The sequence below is a fragment of the Mesorhizobium sp. P2_A12 genome (genome assembly GCF_056405075.1).
Map to the genome: position 1 here is coordinate 1 of NZ_JBFUCU010000044.1, position 15,405 is coordinate 15,405.

A 15,405-nucleotide genomic window follows, 5' to 3' on the forward strand; every position below is an offset into this window, starting at 1 on the left:
CCAGATCGCCCGCCTTTGCACCTGCCTCGTGCTCGCGCAGAACTGCGATGATCTGCTCTTCCGTGAACCGCTTTCTCTTCATCAGTCCGTCCTTCAATCAAGGCCCGGACTCTAATCTCAGATGGAGGAAATTCTCAGTGGCAGGTCACCTCTCGCATAATTGGCTTTCCCGTTTCAAACTCCACCAAGTTTTGGGTGCCCCACTCGATATACCGTTCCAGAACGCCATCTGCATCGTGGCTTTGATCTCTGGAGCATACGACGTTCGGAAGCCTTTGAATGTCGAGGCGTGAAACGTAGCTCGTCGGAAAGGTTCGCGCATGTTCATACTTAGGCCAGACATCCGCTGCGTAGCCGCGCAAACGGCCGGACGTGAGTGCCTCATGGAGCGCTTGTTCTTCAACCAGAGGTCCACGGGCGATGTTGACTAGGAAGGCGGTTGGCTTCATGGCACCTATTTCTGCCTTTCCGAAGAATTGGAACGTTCGCCCGTATTAGGAGTTGCCAGCACGACGTAATCACATTTCTCAAGCACCTGATGTAACTCGTCCATTCCGTGCATGAAATCCACCCACTCGACCTGCCGCTCTTTGTTGCGACGCACTCCAAGAATGTGCATGCCGAATCCCTTGGCACATCTTGCAATGTGGCCTCCTATGCTTCCAACACCGATAATTCCGATAGTGCGACCATGTAGCATAGCCGACCGATGCTCATCTCCGAAGAGAGGAAAGAAAAGGCGGCTGTCTCGCGCTTTTTCATGTTTCTGCAGAGTCTTCTTCGCGAGAGCGAGCACAAACATCATCGCCTGCTCGGCAACCGCGAGCGCATTCGCGCCGCGTACGTTCGCAATCTTGAAGCCGCGCTGCTGCGCCAGCGACAGCACCCCGATTTGGCGAAGGTCGTCGATGCCGGAATGCATCCACGAGAACATCTTGAGCCTGACCGCGAGTTCAATAACACCCTGTGGAAGAGCCCACCCGATGAACGCGTCCGCATCGACGGCGTGGTTTTTTAGTTGCTGGTAGGTCGGCTCGAAACGAGAAAAATATCCACCGTCCGGCGCCGCGACTTCCACACCATGTGGCATCGCGTCCTTTATGTACTTAATCTCATCGTCCGTCGCATGCCATAAGCATAGAACTTTCACTATACCATACCTCTTGCTGGATTTTCGGGGTTCGCGTCGCTCACTCAAGAGTTCGACCGCCATATTGCATAAGCAAGCACAGCTTCGGTGTCCAATTCAGTTGGAGATTGTTGTGATTGCGCCAAGATGGCTCTATGCGGCCGGCGCGCGCCGCCGCCTCATGGGATTTGGAGAGGATGAGGCGGATCAGACTGATGTCACGCGGTCAAGATGCCACGTAGTGCACCCCCGGTCTCCTCATGTGATCCCGCTGGAAGGAAGGTGATCCAATCGGTGCGCGAGAAGATACCCAGCCGCGGGCACCCCTCCGCGTCACGCCACGCAAATTTGCCGGCCGCTCTCTTGGCCATGATCATGCGCCTATCGAAGCGCATGTTCTGGCCGCTGCATGGCCACGACACCCAAGATGCCGATCCTGGCCAAGGGCAAGGCGGCCACTGCCCCATATCTGCAGCCAATGCAAGACGACCGGCCGCTTGGCGAGATCGCTCATCGGCGGGACCCTATTACAATCTGGAGCACGATGCTGGTGCCCCTGCGGGCCGACCCTACAGCGGCTACAATGCTTTACGATCTGTCGCGCGCCGAGCGATCAATCGCACCGACACTGTGTTGGGCCTCTACAACACGCGAGTCTTCGAGCCGTTCGACGTCGCGGCCAGTCCGCGGCGTGGAAAGAGCCGCCGGCGATCTCGCCAATTGCTTCGAGACCGTCAAACGCGCATCGACGCGCCGTTCGACATGGAGCGGTTGACCCGGCCCAGCCGATCAAATAACAGTCTTGGTGATCCCTCAGGAGGACCTCCCACTCGTCGAGCCGCTTGGGGGTCGTTGTAGCTCGTTCGGGCGCGTCCATCGGCGATGGTACAAGTTCGAATGGCAGAGTTTATGGTTCGTGCGGTGTCTCCGCTTTGGCTATTGCCTTGCCCGCTGAGAGCTATTTTGAGCCAATGCAGCGGCTGAGCTCCAAGGTCAACTTGGAAACCATCTCGGCGCCAGATGATGATGATATAGAAGGTGTATTTGACCCATCGTGGTAGGTGATTGATCATACTACGATTACGACTTCGCTCAACCACGCCATCGACCTTCCGGGCCATCTGAAACTGTGGCGGAGTTCGGGTCGAGAACGACAACTGCGATCAACAAGGTGATTTGTTGCCATGGCATCTTCCGCGATTCCTCAGTCCGGTTTCCCATTCCCGAAGTCAGAATATGAGAGGCGGCAACTCAACGTGCTTGAGGCCGTTGCGCGCGCCAAGCTTGACGCGCTCGTAGTCACCGCCAGCGCACACCTGCAATACCTAACCGGCTATGATCCTCAAGGGGGTAATTACTTCGCGCCGTTTCCCCTGATTCTTGTACCTGGGCTGGCGCCAATCTTTGTTGTTCGGGCATACGACGAGGTTTCGGTACGCGCAAACAGCTGCATCGAGGAAATCGTTTGTTATGTGCAGCGGCCCGACTTTCCTAAATTGACTGCCGATGTCCTGCGGCGCTACGGGCTGCAGGCAAAGAACGTAGGCTTTGAACTTGACGCATGGGGACTGGCGCCTGCAGATGTGATCGCGATTCAGGCGCAACTGCCGGAAATGAGAATCACCGACGCAACAGATGTGGTCCGGTTGGTCAAGGCCGTCAAAGGGCAGTTGGAACTAGAGGTTATGCGCAGCGCCATGGCTCTGACCGACCTGGCCATAGAAACGTTTCAACACTCCCTTCGCGACGGAGTAACTGAAGCGGAAATGGCTGCTCTCCTGAATGAGAAGGTCAGCGAGGCTGGCGGTGGCCAGCTCCAGATGGCAATTCTCGCGTTTGGCGAGCGTAACAAGCTAGCACACAGTGCGCCAGCGCAGCATCCGATCAAAAACAATGAACCCGCATTAATCGAATGTGGTGCCACAAAGAGCGGCTATGCCGCAGGGCTGAGCCGGGGCGCGGTTCTAGGTCGGCATCGCGAGACCGAAGCTTTGTACGCGCTCTCCGAGGAGGTCATCGAGGCCGCTATTTCCGCGATCGAGCCGGGTGTCACGGCCGGTGCGGTGGACGCGGCCGGCCGCAAAGTTCTCGAGCGAGCTGGACGCCCGCAGGCCTCTCGTTCGCGAATCGGATATTCAACTGGCCCCCAGTGGTCGGGACACCGCGGTAACGTGAGCTTGGAACCAGGTGCAACGTACGTTCTTCATGCCGGTATGACCCTTCACATGCCAATTCATCTCTGGGGAGAAAGCGGCTACGTATTCGGGTGCAGCGAGCACGTCGTGGTTACGGAAACTGGCGCGGAGGTCCTCAGCCGTACACCCCGCACGCTTTATCGTGCATAGTTCGTAAGGCCAGGCGCTGGAATGCCCAGCTATATCCTCTCGCCGCTCCCCGCCGCCAGCGATTTGAGCCACCTCAGTTCATCGGAACGAAGATTGCATCAAGATTAGTATGCCGGTCGCGGGTCTTTCGGTGCGGGGCTTAGATAATTCCCGAACACGCATTCCGTCACTGTTCCCGTTAAATCCGCAACAGGGAAAATAGCCAATTCCTGGACACCGGTTTCGGTAAATCCCGAGCAGTGTATTCGGCGTTGAAAGGGATCAGCTTTCGCACGCGTCGTCTCTGCCATTCTGGGACCTCGATTTCAAAGGGGTGCGGTGAATGAGCGATACGCAAGCGGGCGAGGCTTACGAGTTGAAGGACCTTCGATGATCTCGAGTCTGAGACACGAACCGCAGCGACTGCCACAATACCGATGCTGCAGTACCTGTGGCTTCTCGCCGCTGGGGATCCTGTCGGAGGTATAGCGCATCCGTTATGGCTGATTTTCATTCTCGCTCAGTATCCTCCCCTGAACATACACACTGGGCCTAGACAACGGCGTGAGAGCGCGGCCACGAGTGTAAGAATAGGCGTGGAGATCGGTAGAGCCTTTCACTGATCCGCGTATGGGACAATGCAACGAGGGATTGGCAACATGGAAACCACTTTGATGGCCACCAAAGCCGAACCCGAAGATCGCCGCGTTCTGGACCAGACGGGTTCTTCCCTACTGCTGGGGCCAGTGCTTGTGGCGGGCGAGTGGATCGACGCCCCGAACGGCAAAATCATTCCCGTCACCGATCCTTATGACGACGCCTCGTCCTGGAGGTACTCAATCTCGGCTCCGAAGCGGCTAAGCAGGCCATCGACAAGGCATACATTGTGCAGAAGGACTGGGCCCGGCGCACCGCCAAGGAGCGCAGCCAAGTTCTGCGCCGATGGTACAACCTGATCATCGCCAGCGCCGACGATCTCGCCCTCATCCTTACCGCCGAGCAGGAAAAGCCTCTGGCCGAGGCAAAGGCCGAGGTGATCTCCAATGCAGCTAACATCGAGTGGTTCGCCAAAGAAGCCAAACGCATCGACGGCGACGTCATTCCCGGCGCTAGCCCGAGGCACATGCGCGAACTTGCGGCGACCGTGAACGTGTGGCGCGGACGGGACGGGCCGTCGCCACTGCATCGCAGCGACGCGGCGGTCGAGATCGACGCGCTCACCTTCGCCGACATGGACGGCCGCACCCGCCGGTTCGATGAGGCTCTGTTCGACACCTACGACGGCATCGCGGTGCTGCATCGTGGGCACATCGCTTTTGAGCGCTACTTTGGCGCGCTCTCGGCCGAGCTGCCGCATAGCCGTAGGTCGATCACGAAGTCGTACGCGGGCACACTCGCCGCGTCGTTGGTACACGAAGGCGTCCTAGATGACGGCAAAGCGAATCCCGTACTACCTGCCCGAGCTGCGCGAAAGTGGCTGGGAGGACGCCACGCTACCCAGGTGATGGACATGCGGACGGGCCTAGCCCACACGGAAGACTACGCCGACGACCGCGCACTTCATCGAGCACGAGGCCTACAAAGACATCGCCCTCGTCATCCCGCCCTGCGCGAACTCCACTACGTTAACCACTACGATGCCCGAGTGATCGCCGCCGGCGCGCCGACTAACGGCTGACCTTCCATAGACGCATCACAAGACGGTATTGGGAGGTGCCTTGGCGCACCGCTTACACATTACGACGCTTTCCCAAATGCCTAACATGGGCTGCATCTTTTCCGCTGGGCGACTGGGGCAATGTCATTATAGTTAAAATGTCTCCCGCGAACTCGGCTCATGATACAAGCAACGACGCGCTCCGAAATGAGGCGGGAGCGTCACACCCATGAGACTGCGGGCAATGTTGCCGCTGCCGTCTCTCAGAGCCACTGGCAAGCTCGCATGGTAACTGTAAGAGCGCACCCGATGTTCACATTTTCCAGTCGCGTCGGCCTGGGGAAAATGCAATATTTTCTCTTTGCGTTTTGAGGCCCAGTACGATGAATCTCGCATCGTGTTTGTATCTTATTAAAATAGCTGAGCAAGGCAATATGTCCAACGCGGCAGTTACACTCGGCGTTACTCAATCTGCGCTTAGCCGAGCCATTCGCGATTTAGAGGCCGAGTTCGGAGTGTCGGTCTTTCATCGTGACGGTAGAGGAGTCAGTCTCACAGAAGATGGCAAAGCCGTTTTAGAGGCCGCGCGTGCACTCTCCTCAACTGTAACTGAGTTACGCTCGAAATTGAATACGAATCGCGGGACACATTCCAAACTAATATCCGTGGGCCTTTTGCCCTCCACCGCGAAGCTTCTAACCGTGCCTTTGATGTCAGTCCTTCGCCAAGACTTTCCAGGCACGCAGATGCAGATCGTGGAGGGCTCGACTGGACACCTTGTCGAATGGCTAAATGACGGCAGACTGGACCTTTTGGTTACAAACAACAGTCAAGCGATTAAGCGCTTCAATCCGGAGCCGGTACTTACTCACTGTCTGCATCTCGCAGCATCACTAAGTAGTCCTCGTTTGCCGGATAAAGTCCCTTTTGTCAATCTCGTATCGTACCCATTAGTTATACAGAGTCGAATCCATTCTACGCGGCGCGAAATCGATAGTATTTCTACCGATCAAGGCGTCGCGCTCACTATCGCCGTCGAAGCGGACAGCATGACAGCAATTTTGCAGCTCGTAAGCGCCGGCCTTGCATATAGTCTAATCCCGCATTTCGCCGTTGACCCATTAACGATGCAAAGCGCCGTTGTGGTGAAGCCGGGCATAGAGCGGACGATTTGTCTCGTCACTCCGTTAACTGGCGCGCGCGGGCAGGGGCTGACTCAGATAATAAGGAGTTTCAGAACAGAGATTCGAAGTGTTTATCGGCGCTTTTCAGAGGCGAGCAATTTTATCACTGGCCCGTCTATATAACCATTGCGTAATTCACGGGGAATATCTGTTATGAGGAGCCGTGCGGCGTCAGATGTAATATCTTCGGATGGAATTGTTCATCCGGAGATTATTGATGGGTCAACGCATAGGGGTAGACATCGGCGGATCGTTTACCGATTTCGCTATCCTCGATGAGGATACCAAGACGCTGAGGGCTCTGAAGGTCTTTTCCAGACCCGACAAGCCCGGCGCCGAGATTGAAGCAGGTATTGATCTCGCGAGAACAAGATATGGCATTACGCCCGATCAGGTGACCTACTTCACCCATGGAACAACAGTCGGTGTCAATACGGTCATTCAGCGCAAGGGCATTAATTTGGCCTTGTTCACCACCGAAAACTTCTGCGATGTTCTAGAACTTGGCCGTCTAAAGCCGCCGCATATGTTCGATCTTCTTTCGCGCCGCCCAGCGCCGCTGGTAACGAGAGACATGGTTTGGGGGCTTTCCGAGCGAATGCAGGCCGATGGTAATTCGATGCGTTCGCTCGATCCTGAAGGCGTAGAGGTCGCGACCCGGGCGGCCGTTGACGCCGGCGCCCAAGGCATCGTCATAGCCTTGCTACACTCCTACCGCAATCCGGTTCATGAACTGGAGGCGAAGCGGCTTGTCCAAGGTTTTGCGCCGGGCATTCCTGTTTTCACGAGCGCGGAGGTTTGGCCAATCATTCGTGAATTCGAGCGCACGACGACCGCCGTAATCGGCGGCTACGTGCAGCCGCGTATTGCACATTATCTCACCTCACTGCAACGCGCACTGAAGGATATGGGCGTGCCGGCGGAGGCGCGGCTCACTAAGTCGAACGGCGGCGTGATGAGCGCGGAGCAGGGTAAATCCGATTGCATTCAGATGATCCTTTCAGGCACCGCATCAGGGGTCATCGGTGCTAGTTTCGTCGCCAAGATCTGCGGTCTTCGCGAATGCATGAGCCTAGACATCGGCGGCACCTCTGCTGACGTCGCTTTGATCATCGACGGCGAACCGCAATACGGCATGGGCGAACACATTGGAGAACATCAGATCCATGTGCCGTCGATTTCGGTGACGTCTATCGGAGAGGGCGGCGGATCAATTGCCTGGGCTGATGAGCATGGCGTGCTGAAGATCGGGCCGGAAAGTGCGGGATCGACACCCGGTCCAGCCTGTTATGGGCGCGGCGGAACAAGACCGACCATCACAGATGCCTTCGCTGTCTGCGGCATCATCGGACAGGCTGATCTCGGGTATAGTGCGGTCAAGGTCGATGTCGAGGCATCACGGCGCGCCGTGGCCACGCTTACCGGAAAAAGCGGGCAGAGCATTGAGGAAACCGCGGAGGCGATAATCAATGTAGCGGTCTCGGGCATGTATGCCAAGATCACTGGTCTGGTGACACGTTTTGGCGTCGATCCCAGTACCACGGCGATGATGCCGTTCGGCGGCGCTGGCCCGATGATGGGTTGTTTGGTTGCCGAGGAATTGAGCATGCCGGAGACGGTTATCCCAACCACGCCTGGTGTTCTTGCTGCGCTTGGGGGGCTAGTGGCCGATCTGAAGAACGACTTCATCCGCACCCTCTATGTGGATCTCACCAAAGTTGAGATCGCTAAAATTCAGGCCGGCTTCGATGAGCTTCGAGGCTCCGGAGAACGGTGGCTGCGTCTGGACCAGGGTTATTCCGGGGAAAGCAGCGTAACTTATTCAGCGGATATGCGATATCGCGGCCAATCTTACGAGATTGAGGTCGTGTTGCCAACTGAAGCCGTATCTTCCGGTGATATTACCGCCATAGAAGAGGCGTTTCATCGTGCTCACGCGAAGGTTTACGGCCACGCACAGCATGACGCGCAGGTCCAGATTGTCAACCTTCGTCTCGTAGTAGCCGGACGACAGCCCCTTCCGCAGCTGCCAGAAATTGAAACCGGCGAAGGTAACCCCTCTCCGCTACGCATGATTAGCTGTTGGATTGCCGGACGCTGGAGGCCGGTTTCCCTCTACGCACGCAGCGACCTTATGGCCGGGCACACGTTCAATGGGCCCGCCGTTGTTTCTCAGGATGACACCACTACTTTCGTGCCCGACCACCATAGTGTCCGGGTGGACTCGTATGGCCATCTTCGTATCACCAAGGGAAGCACCAATGGCTCAGACCAGAAAAATTAATCGCACTACCTTACAGGTTTTGGCGGATTACTGTGCAGCCACAACCGAGGCGATGGCCCACACCCTGATGCGTACCGCGCATTCGAGCTTTGTGAAGGAAACCGAGGATTTTACGACCCAGCTCTTGACGTTGGCAGGTGAAACCTTCGCTTCGCCTAAGGGCCTGGGGGCTACCTGGTTCACGGGCCTGGATTACGGGCCTGCTATTCGCCTCATCGACACGTATGAAGAAGGGGCTATCTATCTGACGTCCGATCCTTACTCGGGTCATGTAGCGACCCATGCGCCGGACGTCCATGCCTGGAAACCGGTCTTTCACGAGGGTGAAATGATATGTTTCGTCGCCTGTCACGTTCATAATACCGATGTCGGTGGAGCGGTACCTGCGTCACTTTCAAGGTCCTTGATCGAGGTCCAGCAGGAAGGCCTTCGCATCCCTCCTATGAAGGTCTGGCATAATGGGAAATTCGACACAAACTTGATTCAGATAATCAAGACAAATGTCCGTATGCCGGAGCAGAACTGGGGCGATCTCAACGCACAGATCGCATGCCTAAACACGGGCGAGGCAAAAGTGCGCGAGATGATCCGGCGCTTCGGCGTGGACGTGATCAAGGCGTGCCAGTCCGAACTTCTCGACTATGCCGAAGCTCAGGCGCGCAGCATTGTCGCCGATATCCCGGACGGCGAATACTTCTTTGCCGACTATTCGGATGAGGACAGCGATCGTGGCGTTCCCTGCCGTGTCGCCGTAACCTTGAAAGTTCACGGCGACAGCCTAACGCTCGATTTCACCGGTTCCGATCCGCAGCTTGGTTCGTCGCTTAACATGCCGACTGGCGGAAATCCGCGCCACGCTCTGGTGACAATCGCCGTCGTGCTCGTACTGTCGACGTTGAATCGCCACCTTATCCTGAATTCCGGGACATGCCGTCTGGTGAACGCGATCTTGCCGGAAGGTACCGTTATGAACGCCATTGCCCCAGCGGCAGTCGGCATGCGAAGCATTATTGTGGCGGTCTCGCAGCTTTCGATCCTTGGTGCCTTTCAGCAGGCACTTCCAGATAAGTTGGCGGCTTCGCCGGGCGGCTCCGCATCCCTGTTGAACGTCAAGACGAGTGACCGTTTCGGGCGTCAGATAATGGCCTCGATCGGGCCGGTCAGTGGCGGTGCGGGAGGCGGCCCTTTGATGGACGGCGTAGAAGGGAGTGGCGGAAATAGATCCTTCCTCCGTAACACACCGGTCGAGATTAACGAGGTGGAAGTTCCGATCCATATCGCTAAATACGGTCTGGTTCCCGACTCCGGGGGCGCAGGACGCTATCGCGGCGGTACGGCCATGATAATGGAATTTCAGGTGTTCTCACCAAATTCGGTGGTGACCGCGCGTAATCGTAACCGCACGCGTTTTGCTTCTTGGGGTGTTCTGGGCGGCAGCGCCGGCAAGTCATCGTCGTTTTACCGCAATCCGGAGGCCGTCAACGGCGGACAGAATTTGGGAAATATCGATGTCATAAGCTGCATGCCGGGCGATACGATCCGGATTACCGGCCCAGGTGGTGGAGGCTATGGCAATCCTGCCGAGCGTCCCGTGGCCGATGTGCAGGCGGATCTTAAGGCCGGCTTTATCACGATCGGCGGAGCCAAAGCTGACTACGGCGTGATAGTTGGAGCGAATGGCGTGATTGATGAACGGGCAACTGCGAAGGCGCGCAAAGCGTTCAAGGGACGCGACGAACGTTTCGATTTTGGCCCAGGGCGCGTGGCCTACGAGGCCGTCTGGAGTCTGGAACGCTACGAGGCATTGACCGAAATCCTTGCCTCATTACCGATCCCGTGGCGCTTCTACGTCAAGCATCAGATCTTTGCGGCCGTGAAGGAAGCGGGTGTCAAGGGCGGCGCGGACGACGTTCGCCATGCCTACTCAATTATCGCAGCCCGTCATCCCGAACTTCCGCGACAAATTGGAAAGAGGTTGGCATCTTGAGTCAACGCTTTTAAGAGCCTTGTCCCGACGGCAGAATTTTTTCGCTGCGTCGATTTTCTCTAGGGCTGGTGATGTCCAATATCAACGAGATCGGAACCACATCGATCCTGTCAAACTGGATTACGCAGTTTAGATATGACGATATTCCAACGGACATCCTTCGCCAGGCAAAGGCCTGCTGTTTGGATAGCGTCGCATGTGTGGTGGGTGGCATCAACAGTCACCCCTCAGCCATAATTCGCGATGTCCTGGTGCAAGGTCACGGGTCTGGTGGTGCTGTCTCGCTGCCAGGTACCGACATTCGGATGGGCGTGTTAGGCGCGAGCTACCTTGGCGCGCAGGCAGCAAACTTCCTGGATTTTGACGATTCCTTTCGCAGCGGAGCGGCGAGCCATCCGGGTGCCACCGTTGTACCTCCGGCTCTCGCCGTGGCTGAAGAACGCGGCCGCTCAGGAGCAGAGTTTCTAACGGCTGTGGTTGCCGGTTACGAGATATCGCTGCGGATCGGGCGGGCCATACAGGCATCGCCATCGCGCAAAAAGATGGTCATGGGATTTTCACCTTGGCAAACCTTTGGAGCCACAACGGCCGCTGCACACCTGATGAAGCTGGATCATAGACGCATCGTCCACGCCTTCGGGCTTTCGGGATCGCAGGCGCCAGTTCCGAGCATTCGCAAATTTCTGGAGGGCGAACCGCCTTTTTCCTGGGCCAAGAATTGCTATGGCATTGCCAGCGAAGTTGGCGTGCTGTCCGCCATGTTGGCTGAGCGAAACTTTTTGGGAAGCCGAGAGATTTTTGACGGTGAATCCGGCTTTTGGGTGATGTCTGGTTCAGACAGCTACCTAAAGGAACTAGCGGTGGCCGACTTGGGAAGCAAGTGGCTCATCCTCGATGTCGGCTTTAAACCCTATGCCTGCTGCCGTTGGACACACACACTTCTGGATTCACTGCGCGTTCTGATGCCCCGGCTGAAGAACGAAATCGTCAGTAAAATCGATGTATATGGTTTTCGAGAACTGACCCACACGCTTAATAAACCGCTTCCAACGTCAATCATTGATGCACAATTCAACGCCCGCTATCTCGCTGCGCTCGAGTTGAGCGGGCACTCGCCCGAAGCCGGATTATTCCAAGAAGACCTCACCGATAAAAGGATAATAGAACTCGCTGAGAATACTTTCCTTCATCACGATCCAGTTGCTGATGGAGAGTTTTTCGCAAAAGGTGCACTGCCGGTTCGTGTTGTCGTGAGTTGTGAGAGCGGTGCGACCTTTTCAGCAGACGCTAAATGGCCAGCCGGGAGTGTGGAGGCGGGTGGTTTCAAGGACACAACGATGTCATCCAAATTTCTGTCCGTCACGTCGCCAGTCATTGGGAATGACAAAGCTTCTGAAGCCCTTGCGATCATAAATCAACTTGAAAAACACGACATTCGCGATCTTACGCGGTGCTTGTCTTTAGCAACCACTGGATAGAACTGCGGCTTTTGCCCGGCTTCATCAGTGAAAAGACGTCTGATGTGGGCGTCGAAATATTACGAGCAGCTTTGCCTAACGTCGAAGCGAATGCATCGAATATGACAGGAGAACCAGAGAAATGGTCAAAGATTTCCTTCCCGGTGTTTTCACGCGCGTGGAGCCCAGCGAGACGCTTTCTCCAGTTTTATTTGAAACACCTCGAAGTGGTGCGAAATATCCTCATGACTTCCGCAGCATCGCTCTCTTGTCAGACCTGCAGCGCTCGATTTCGATGTATGTTGAAGAGTGCTACATGGGAGTTGTGACTTCTGGAGCCACTTGGCTTTTCGCGGAATTCCCAAACATTTACATTGACCTCAATCGGCATGACTTGGACATTGACCCCGATCAGTTGGATGGCGAATGGCCAGTGCCCTTGATGCCCGGGACAAAAACGAAGTCCGGTATTGGGCTTATCCCCACGGTCTGTGCCGGAACGAAACCGGTATACAACGCCCCACTTGGAATTTCAGATGTAGCCAATCGAATCGATTCTTACTATTGGCCATACCACAACGAAGTGGCGCGCATTCTCAAAAAGTTTAAGGCGGAACACGGCGTCGCCTATCATCTTAGTTGCCATTCCATGCCTGCTGTGCCCACGGCGAACGCAGTTGACGCAGGGCGGCGGCGATCCGATTTCGACCTCGGCGATCGCCATGGTCAAACCTGCGGGACCGATCTGCTCGAACTAACAACTGAAGTTTTGCGCGGCTTTGGCTATCACGTCACGCATAACGCGCACTTTGTTGGGGCAGAAGCCGTTCGTAAACATGGCAATCCGGCCAACAATGTTCACAGCCTCCAGATTGAAATCAACCGCAGCGTCTATATGGACGAAGCGACGTGCTTGCGGGGCCCAAGGTTTGCAGAGGTCCAAGAGCATCTAAAGACGCTAGCGGCCCGGATCGCCGACCATACGCGCTCAAAGAGTTAGTTTAATGAGCGATTTATCGAAGGATATTCCCTTCAACCTTGTTCCAGTCGAAAGCAGCACCATACTCCCCGAGCAAGCTGATGTTGTGGTAGTCGGTGGTGGGATCATTGGCATTGCGGCCGCCTACTATTTGGCAAAGCGCGGCTGCAGTGTGGCGGTCATTGAAAAAGGCGTCGTGGCTGCAGAGCAATCCAGCCGAAACTGGGGCTGGGTGCGTCAGCAAAACCGTGATGAACGTGAGCTTCCGCTGGCGAGGTGGTCGCTTGCGGCTTGGGAAGAACTTTCGAAAGAAATCGGCCCTGAACTCAGCTTTGTACGCAAGGGTTTGACGTATGTGACCAGTAGCGAGCACGAGCTCGCCGACTGGCAGAAATGGGTAACAATGGCTGGTGGCTATGATGTTCATAGTCGGATGCTATCGCGTGCGGAAATCGAAGCCGCGACGGGCGGGTCGCCGGCTCAATGGATTGGCGGCGTTCATTCGCCTAGTGACGGGTTTGCTGAGCCGACAATGGCTTGTTCAGCTATCGCGAAGGCCGCTCAAACTTATGGAGCGACGATCCATCAATATTGTGCAGCTCGGGGCATCGAGAGGCAAGCCGGTCAAATTTACAGCGTTGTCACCGAGAAAGGCAGCATCCGTACATCACGGGTGTTATGTGCAGCAGGCGCCTGGACTTCAATGTTCCTCAGATGGCATGGCATCAGTTTTCCGCAGGTCGGGGTGAGAGCGACGGCTTTCGCCACGAACCCGGGACCGAAGGTAATCACGGGCGGATTTTCAACGCCGACATTCACGTTTAGACCTCGCGCAGATGGCGGATTCACGGTTTCGATCCGCGGTCGAGCCAAGATTGAATTAACGCCTCAGGCACTTAGATATGCTCACCAATTCATGCCTATGTTTCAAGCGCGGTGGTCGACGAACCTTTCAATTGGTATCAGCCGTTACGCTGTGACCGGGCCGGAGTCCTTGTCCCACTGGACGCTGAATAATACTTCCCCATTCGAAAGAGTGCGTATTCTCAATCCCGCTCCGGACGAAAAGACCGTAAGTCTCGCGATGGAGGCTTTGAAAGAAAGCTTCCCTGCTCTAGCCGGAATTGGGGTTGCGCAAAAATGGGGCAGCTGGATCGATTCAACCCCTGATGCGGTCGCTGCTATCGGTTCGGTTCCTCAGTTGCCAGGCTTATATGTGGCTTCCGGTTTCAGTGGTCACGGGTTCGGGGTAGGCCCGGGCGCAGGCCGTCTCGCTGCTGACCTGATTCTAAACAGCGACCCTATCGTCGATCCAAGTCCGCTCCGCTTCACTCGTTTCTCCGAAAAGAAGGTGGGCGCACCTGCAGCCATGTGAGAATTCGCCCCGCCGTTTTTCCATAAGAACTACCGGCGATCACTGTCCGGCACGAAACAATTGTCCCTCTTCGGACTCGCGGCTAGGGGCGATGCAGTCTTTCTTGGCGAATGAAGGAACCTCTGACACGGTTAGTTATACACCAGTTCAGATCCATTGCAGTGGCGAAGACCTACACATCGAAGATCCCACAATCGTCGGCCGTGGATTTCGAGAGCCGCCGCGTGGAGTATATTGGTGGTTGCAACGTTGGTCGTGATACAACGATCGTCCGTTCCGGCTATTTGCTTGACGGCAATACTCAGTTTTACGATTTTTTTGCTGAAGTTATGGGAGGACTGATCGCAGCCGCTCAACTACAGTGATGTTTTCGCAGCGCGGTCAGATGGTCAGTAAGCGGTGCGCCAAGGCACCTCCCAATACCGTCTTGTGATGCGTCTATGGAAGGTCAGCCGTTAGTCGGCGCGCCGGCGGCGATCACTCGGGGTCGTAGTGGTTAACGTAGTGGAGTTCGCGCAGGGCGGGGATGACGAGGGCGATGTCTTTGTAGGCCTCGTGCTCGATGAAGTGCGCGGTCTCGGGCCCGGCTTGGGTTTGCCGAAGACAGGCCGCCCCTTTTTTTCGACGCAGTAGATCAGGATCGGCAGCAGCAGGCCGTGGTTGGGGTTCTTGAGGTCGAGTAGCCGTTTCCAGCGTTTGGATCCGGTTGTGGATCCTGGCAACGCTGGCAAACACGGCGTGATCCGTTGCAGAGCCTTTGGCCGGGACGTCGCGCGGCAAACCCATGAGCGGGCACATCCAGTCTTGCGGGTCCGCGAACCGCGGCCCGGTGAAGCCATCCAGCGCCGAGACGGTCCGCACCAGCGGGCGGGGGTTGGTCTTGACGGACATCCAGGCCTCGAGCGCCTCGTCCGACAACGCCATGTCAGCTCGGCCGCGGCGAAGCTGCCCGAGAAAAGCCAGTTGCGCCTGCCGACCGTAAATCCACGAATGGCGCGCTCCGCGATAGGTTGTCGGGCTCGAGCTGGC

General features: G+C 56.4%; 10 protein-coding genes and 1 pseudogene. 9 read left to right on the forward strand and 2 right to left on the reverse strand.

All coding sequences use genetic code 11. From position 1 onward, the window contains the following. Positions 1 to 134: 134 nt before the first annotated feature. Positions 135 to 1,213: pseudogene (locus AC1DZU_RS34610) on the reverse strand (NAD(P)-dependent oxidoreductase). Between the two features lie 1,100 nt (positions 1,214 to 2,313). Here AC1DZU_RS34610 and AC1DZU_RS34615 point away from each other — a divergent pair. The 9 genes from AC1DZU_RS34615 (at position 2,314) to AC1DZU_RS34655 (ending at position 14,741) form a co-directional block, all read left to right on the forward strand. After that, a complete protein-coding gene (locus AC1DZU_RS34615; RefSeq protein WP_477291830.1) occupies positions 2,314 to 3,474 on the forward strand; it encodes a M24 family metallopeptidase in 1,161 nt (386 codons plus the stop codon). An 865-nt stretch (positions 3,475 to 4,339) separates the two neighbouring features. After that, complete coding sequence (locus AC1DZU_RS34620) at positions 4,340 to 5,131, forward strand: aldehyde dehydrogenase family protein (protein ID WP_477291832.1); 792 nt, start codon at positions 4,340 to 4,342, stop codon at positions 5,129 to 5,131. 362 nt (positions 5,132 to 5,493) lie between these two features. Then, positions 5,494 to 6,417 (forward strand): LysR family transcriptional regulator, encoded by a 924-nt coding sequence (locus AC1DZU_RS34625; protein ID WP_477291834.1) that lies wholly within the window; start codon positions 5,494 to 5,496, stop codon positions 6,415 to 6,417. A 94-nt stretch (positions 6,418 to 6,511) separates the two neighbouring features. Further along, the gene (locus AC1DZU_RS34630) at positions 6,512 to 8,578 is read left to right on the forward strand and encodes a hydantoinase/oxoprolinase family protein (RefSeq protein ID WP_477291836.1); all 2,067 of its coding nucleotides are present in this window, start codon (positions 6,512 to 6,514) and stop codon (positions 8,576 to 8,578) included. Beyond that, positions 8,556 to 10,565, forward strand: a complete 2,010-nt coding sequence (locus AC1DZU_RS34635; protein WP_477291838.1) for a hydantoinase B/oxoprolinase family protein — start codon at positions 8,556 to 8,558, stop codon at positions 10,563 to 10,565. The genes AC1DZU_RS34630 and AC1DZU_RS34635 overlap by 23 nt, the downstream gene beginning before the upstream one ends. 71 nt (positions 10,566 to 10,636) lie before the next feature. Continuing rightward, positions 10,637 to 12,043: an MmgE/PrpD family protein gene (locus tag AC1DZU_RS34640; RefSeq protein WP_477291840.1), complete on the forward strand. Its 1,407-nt coding sequence runs from the start codon at positions 10,637 to 10,639 to the stop codon at positions 12,041 to 12,043. A 121-nt stretch (positions 12,044 to 12,164) separates the two neighbouring features. Continuing rightward, complete coding sequence (locus tag AC1DZU_RS34645) at positions 12,165 to 13,022, forward strand: N-formylglutamate amidohydrolase (protein ID WP_477291842.1); 858 nt, start codon at positions 12,165 to 12,167, stop codon at positions 13,020 to 13,022. Between the two features lie 4 nt (positions 13,023 to 13,026). Further along, on the forward strand, positions 13,027 to 14,376 hold the full coding sequence (locus AC1DZU_RS34650; protein ID WP_477291844.1) for an NAD(P)/FAD-dependent oxidoreductase: 1,350 nt from the start codon (positions 13,027 to 13,029) through the stop codon (positions 14,374 to 14,376). Positions 14,377 to 14,537: 161 nt separating this feature from the next. Then, a complete protein-coding gene (locus AC1DZU_RS34655) occupies positions 14,538 to 14,741 on the forward strand; it encodes a hypothetical protein (protein WP_477291846.1) in 204 nt (67 codons plus the stop codon). Positions 14,742 to 14,853: 112 nt separating this feature from the next. Here the strand turns inward: AC1DZU_RS34655 and AC1DZU_RS34660 are convergent. Beyond that, positions 14,854 to 15,405 (reverse strand): hypothetical protein (locus AC1DZU_RS34660; RefSeq protein WP_477291848.1); only part of this gene is annotated, 552 nt, incomplete at its 5' end.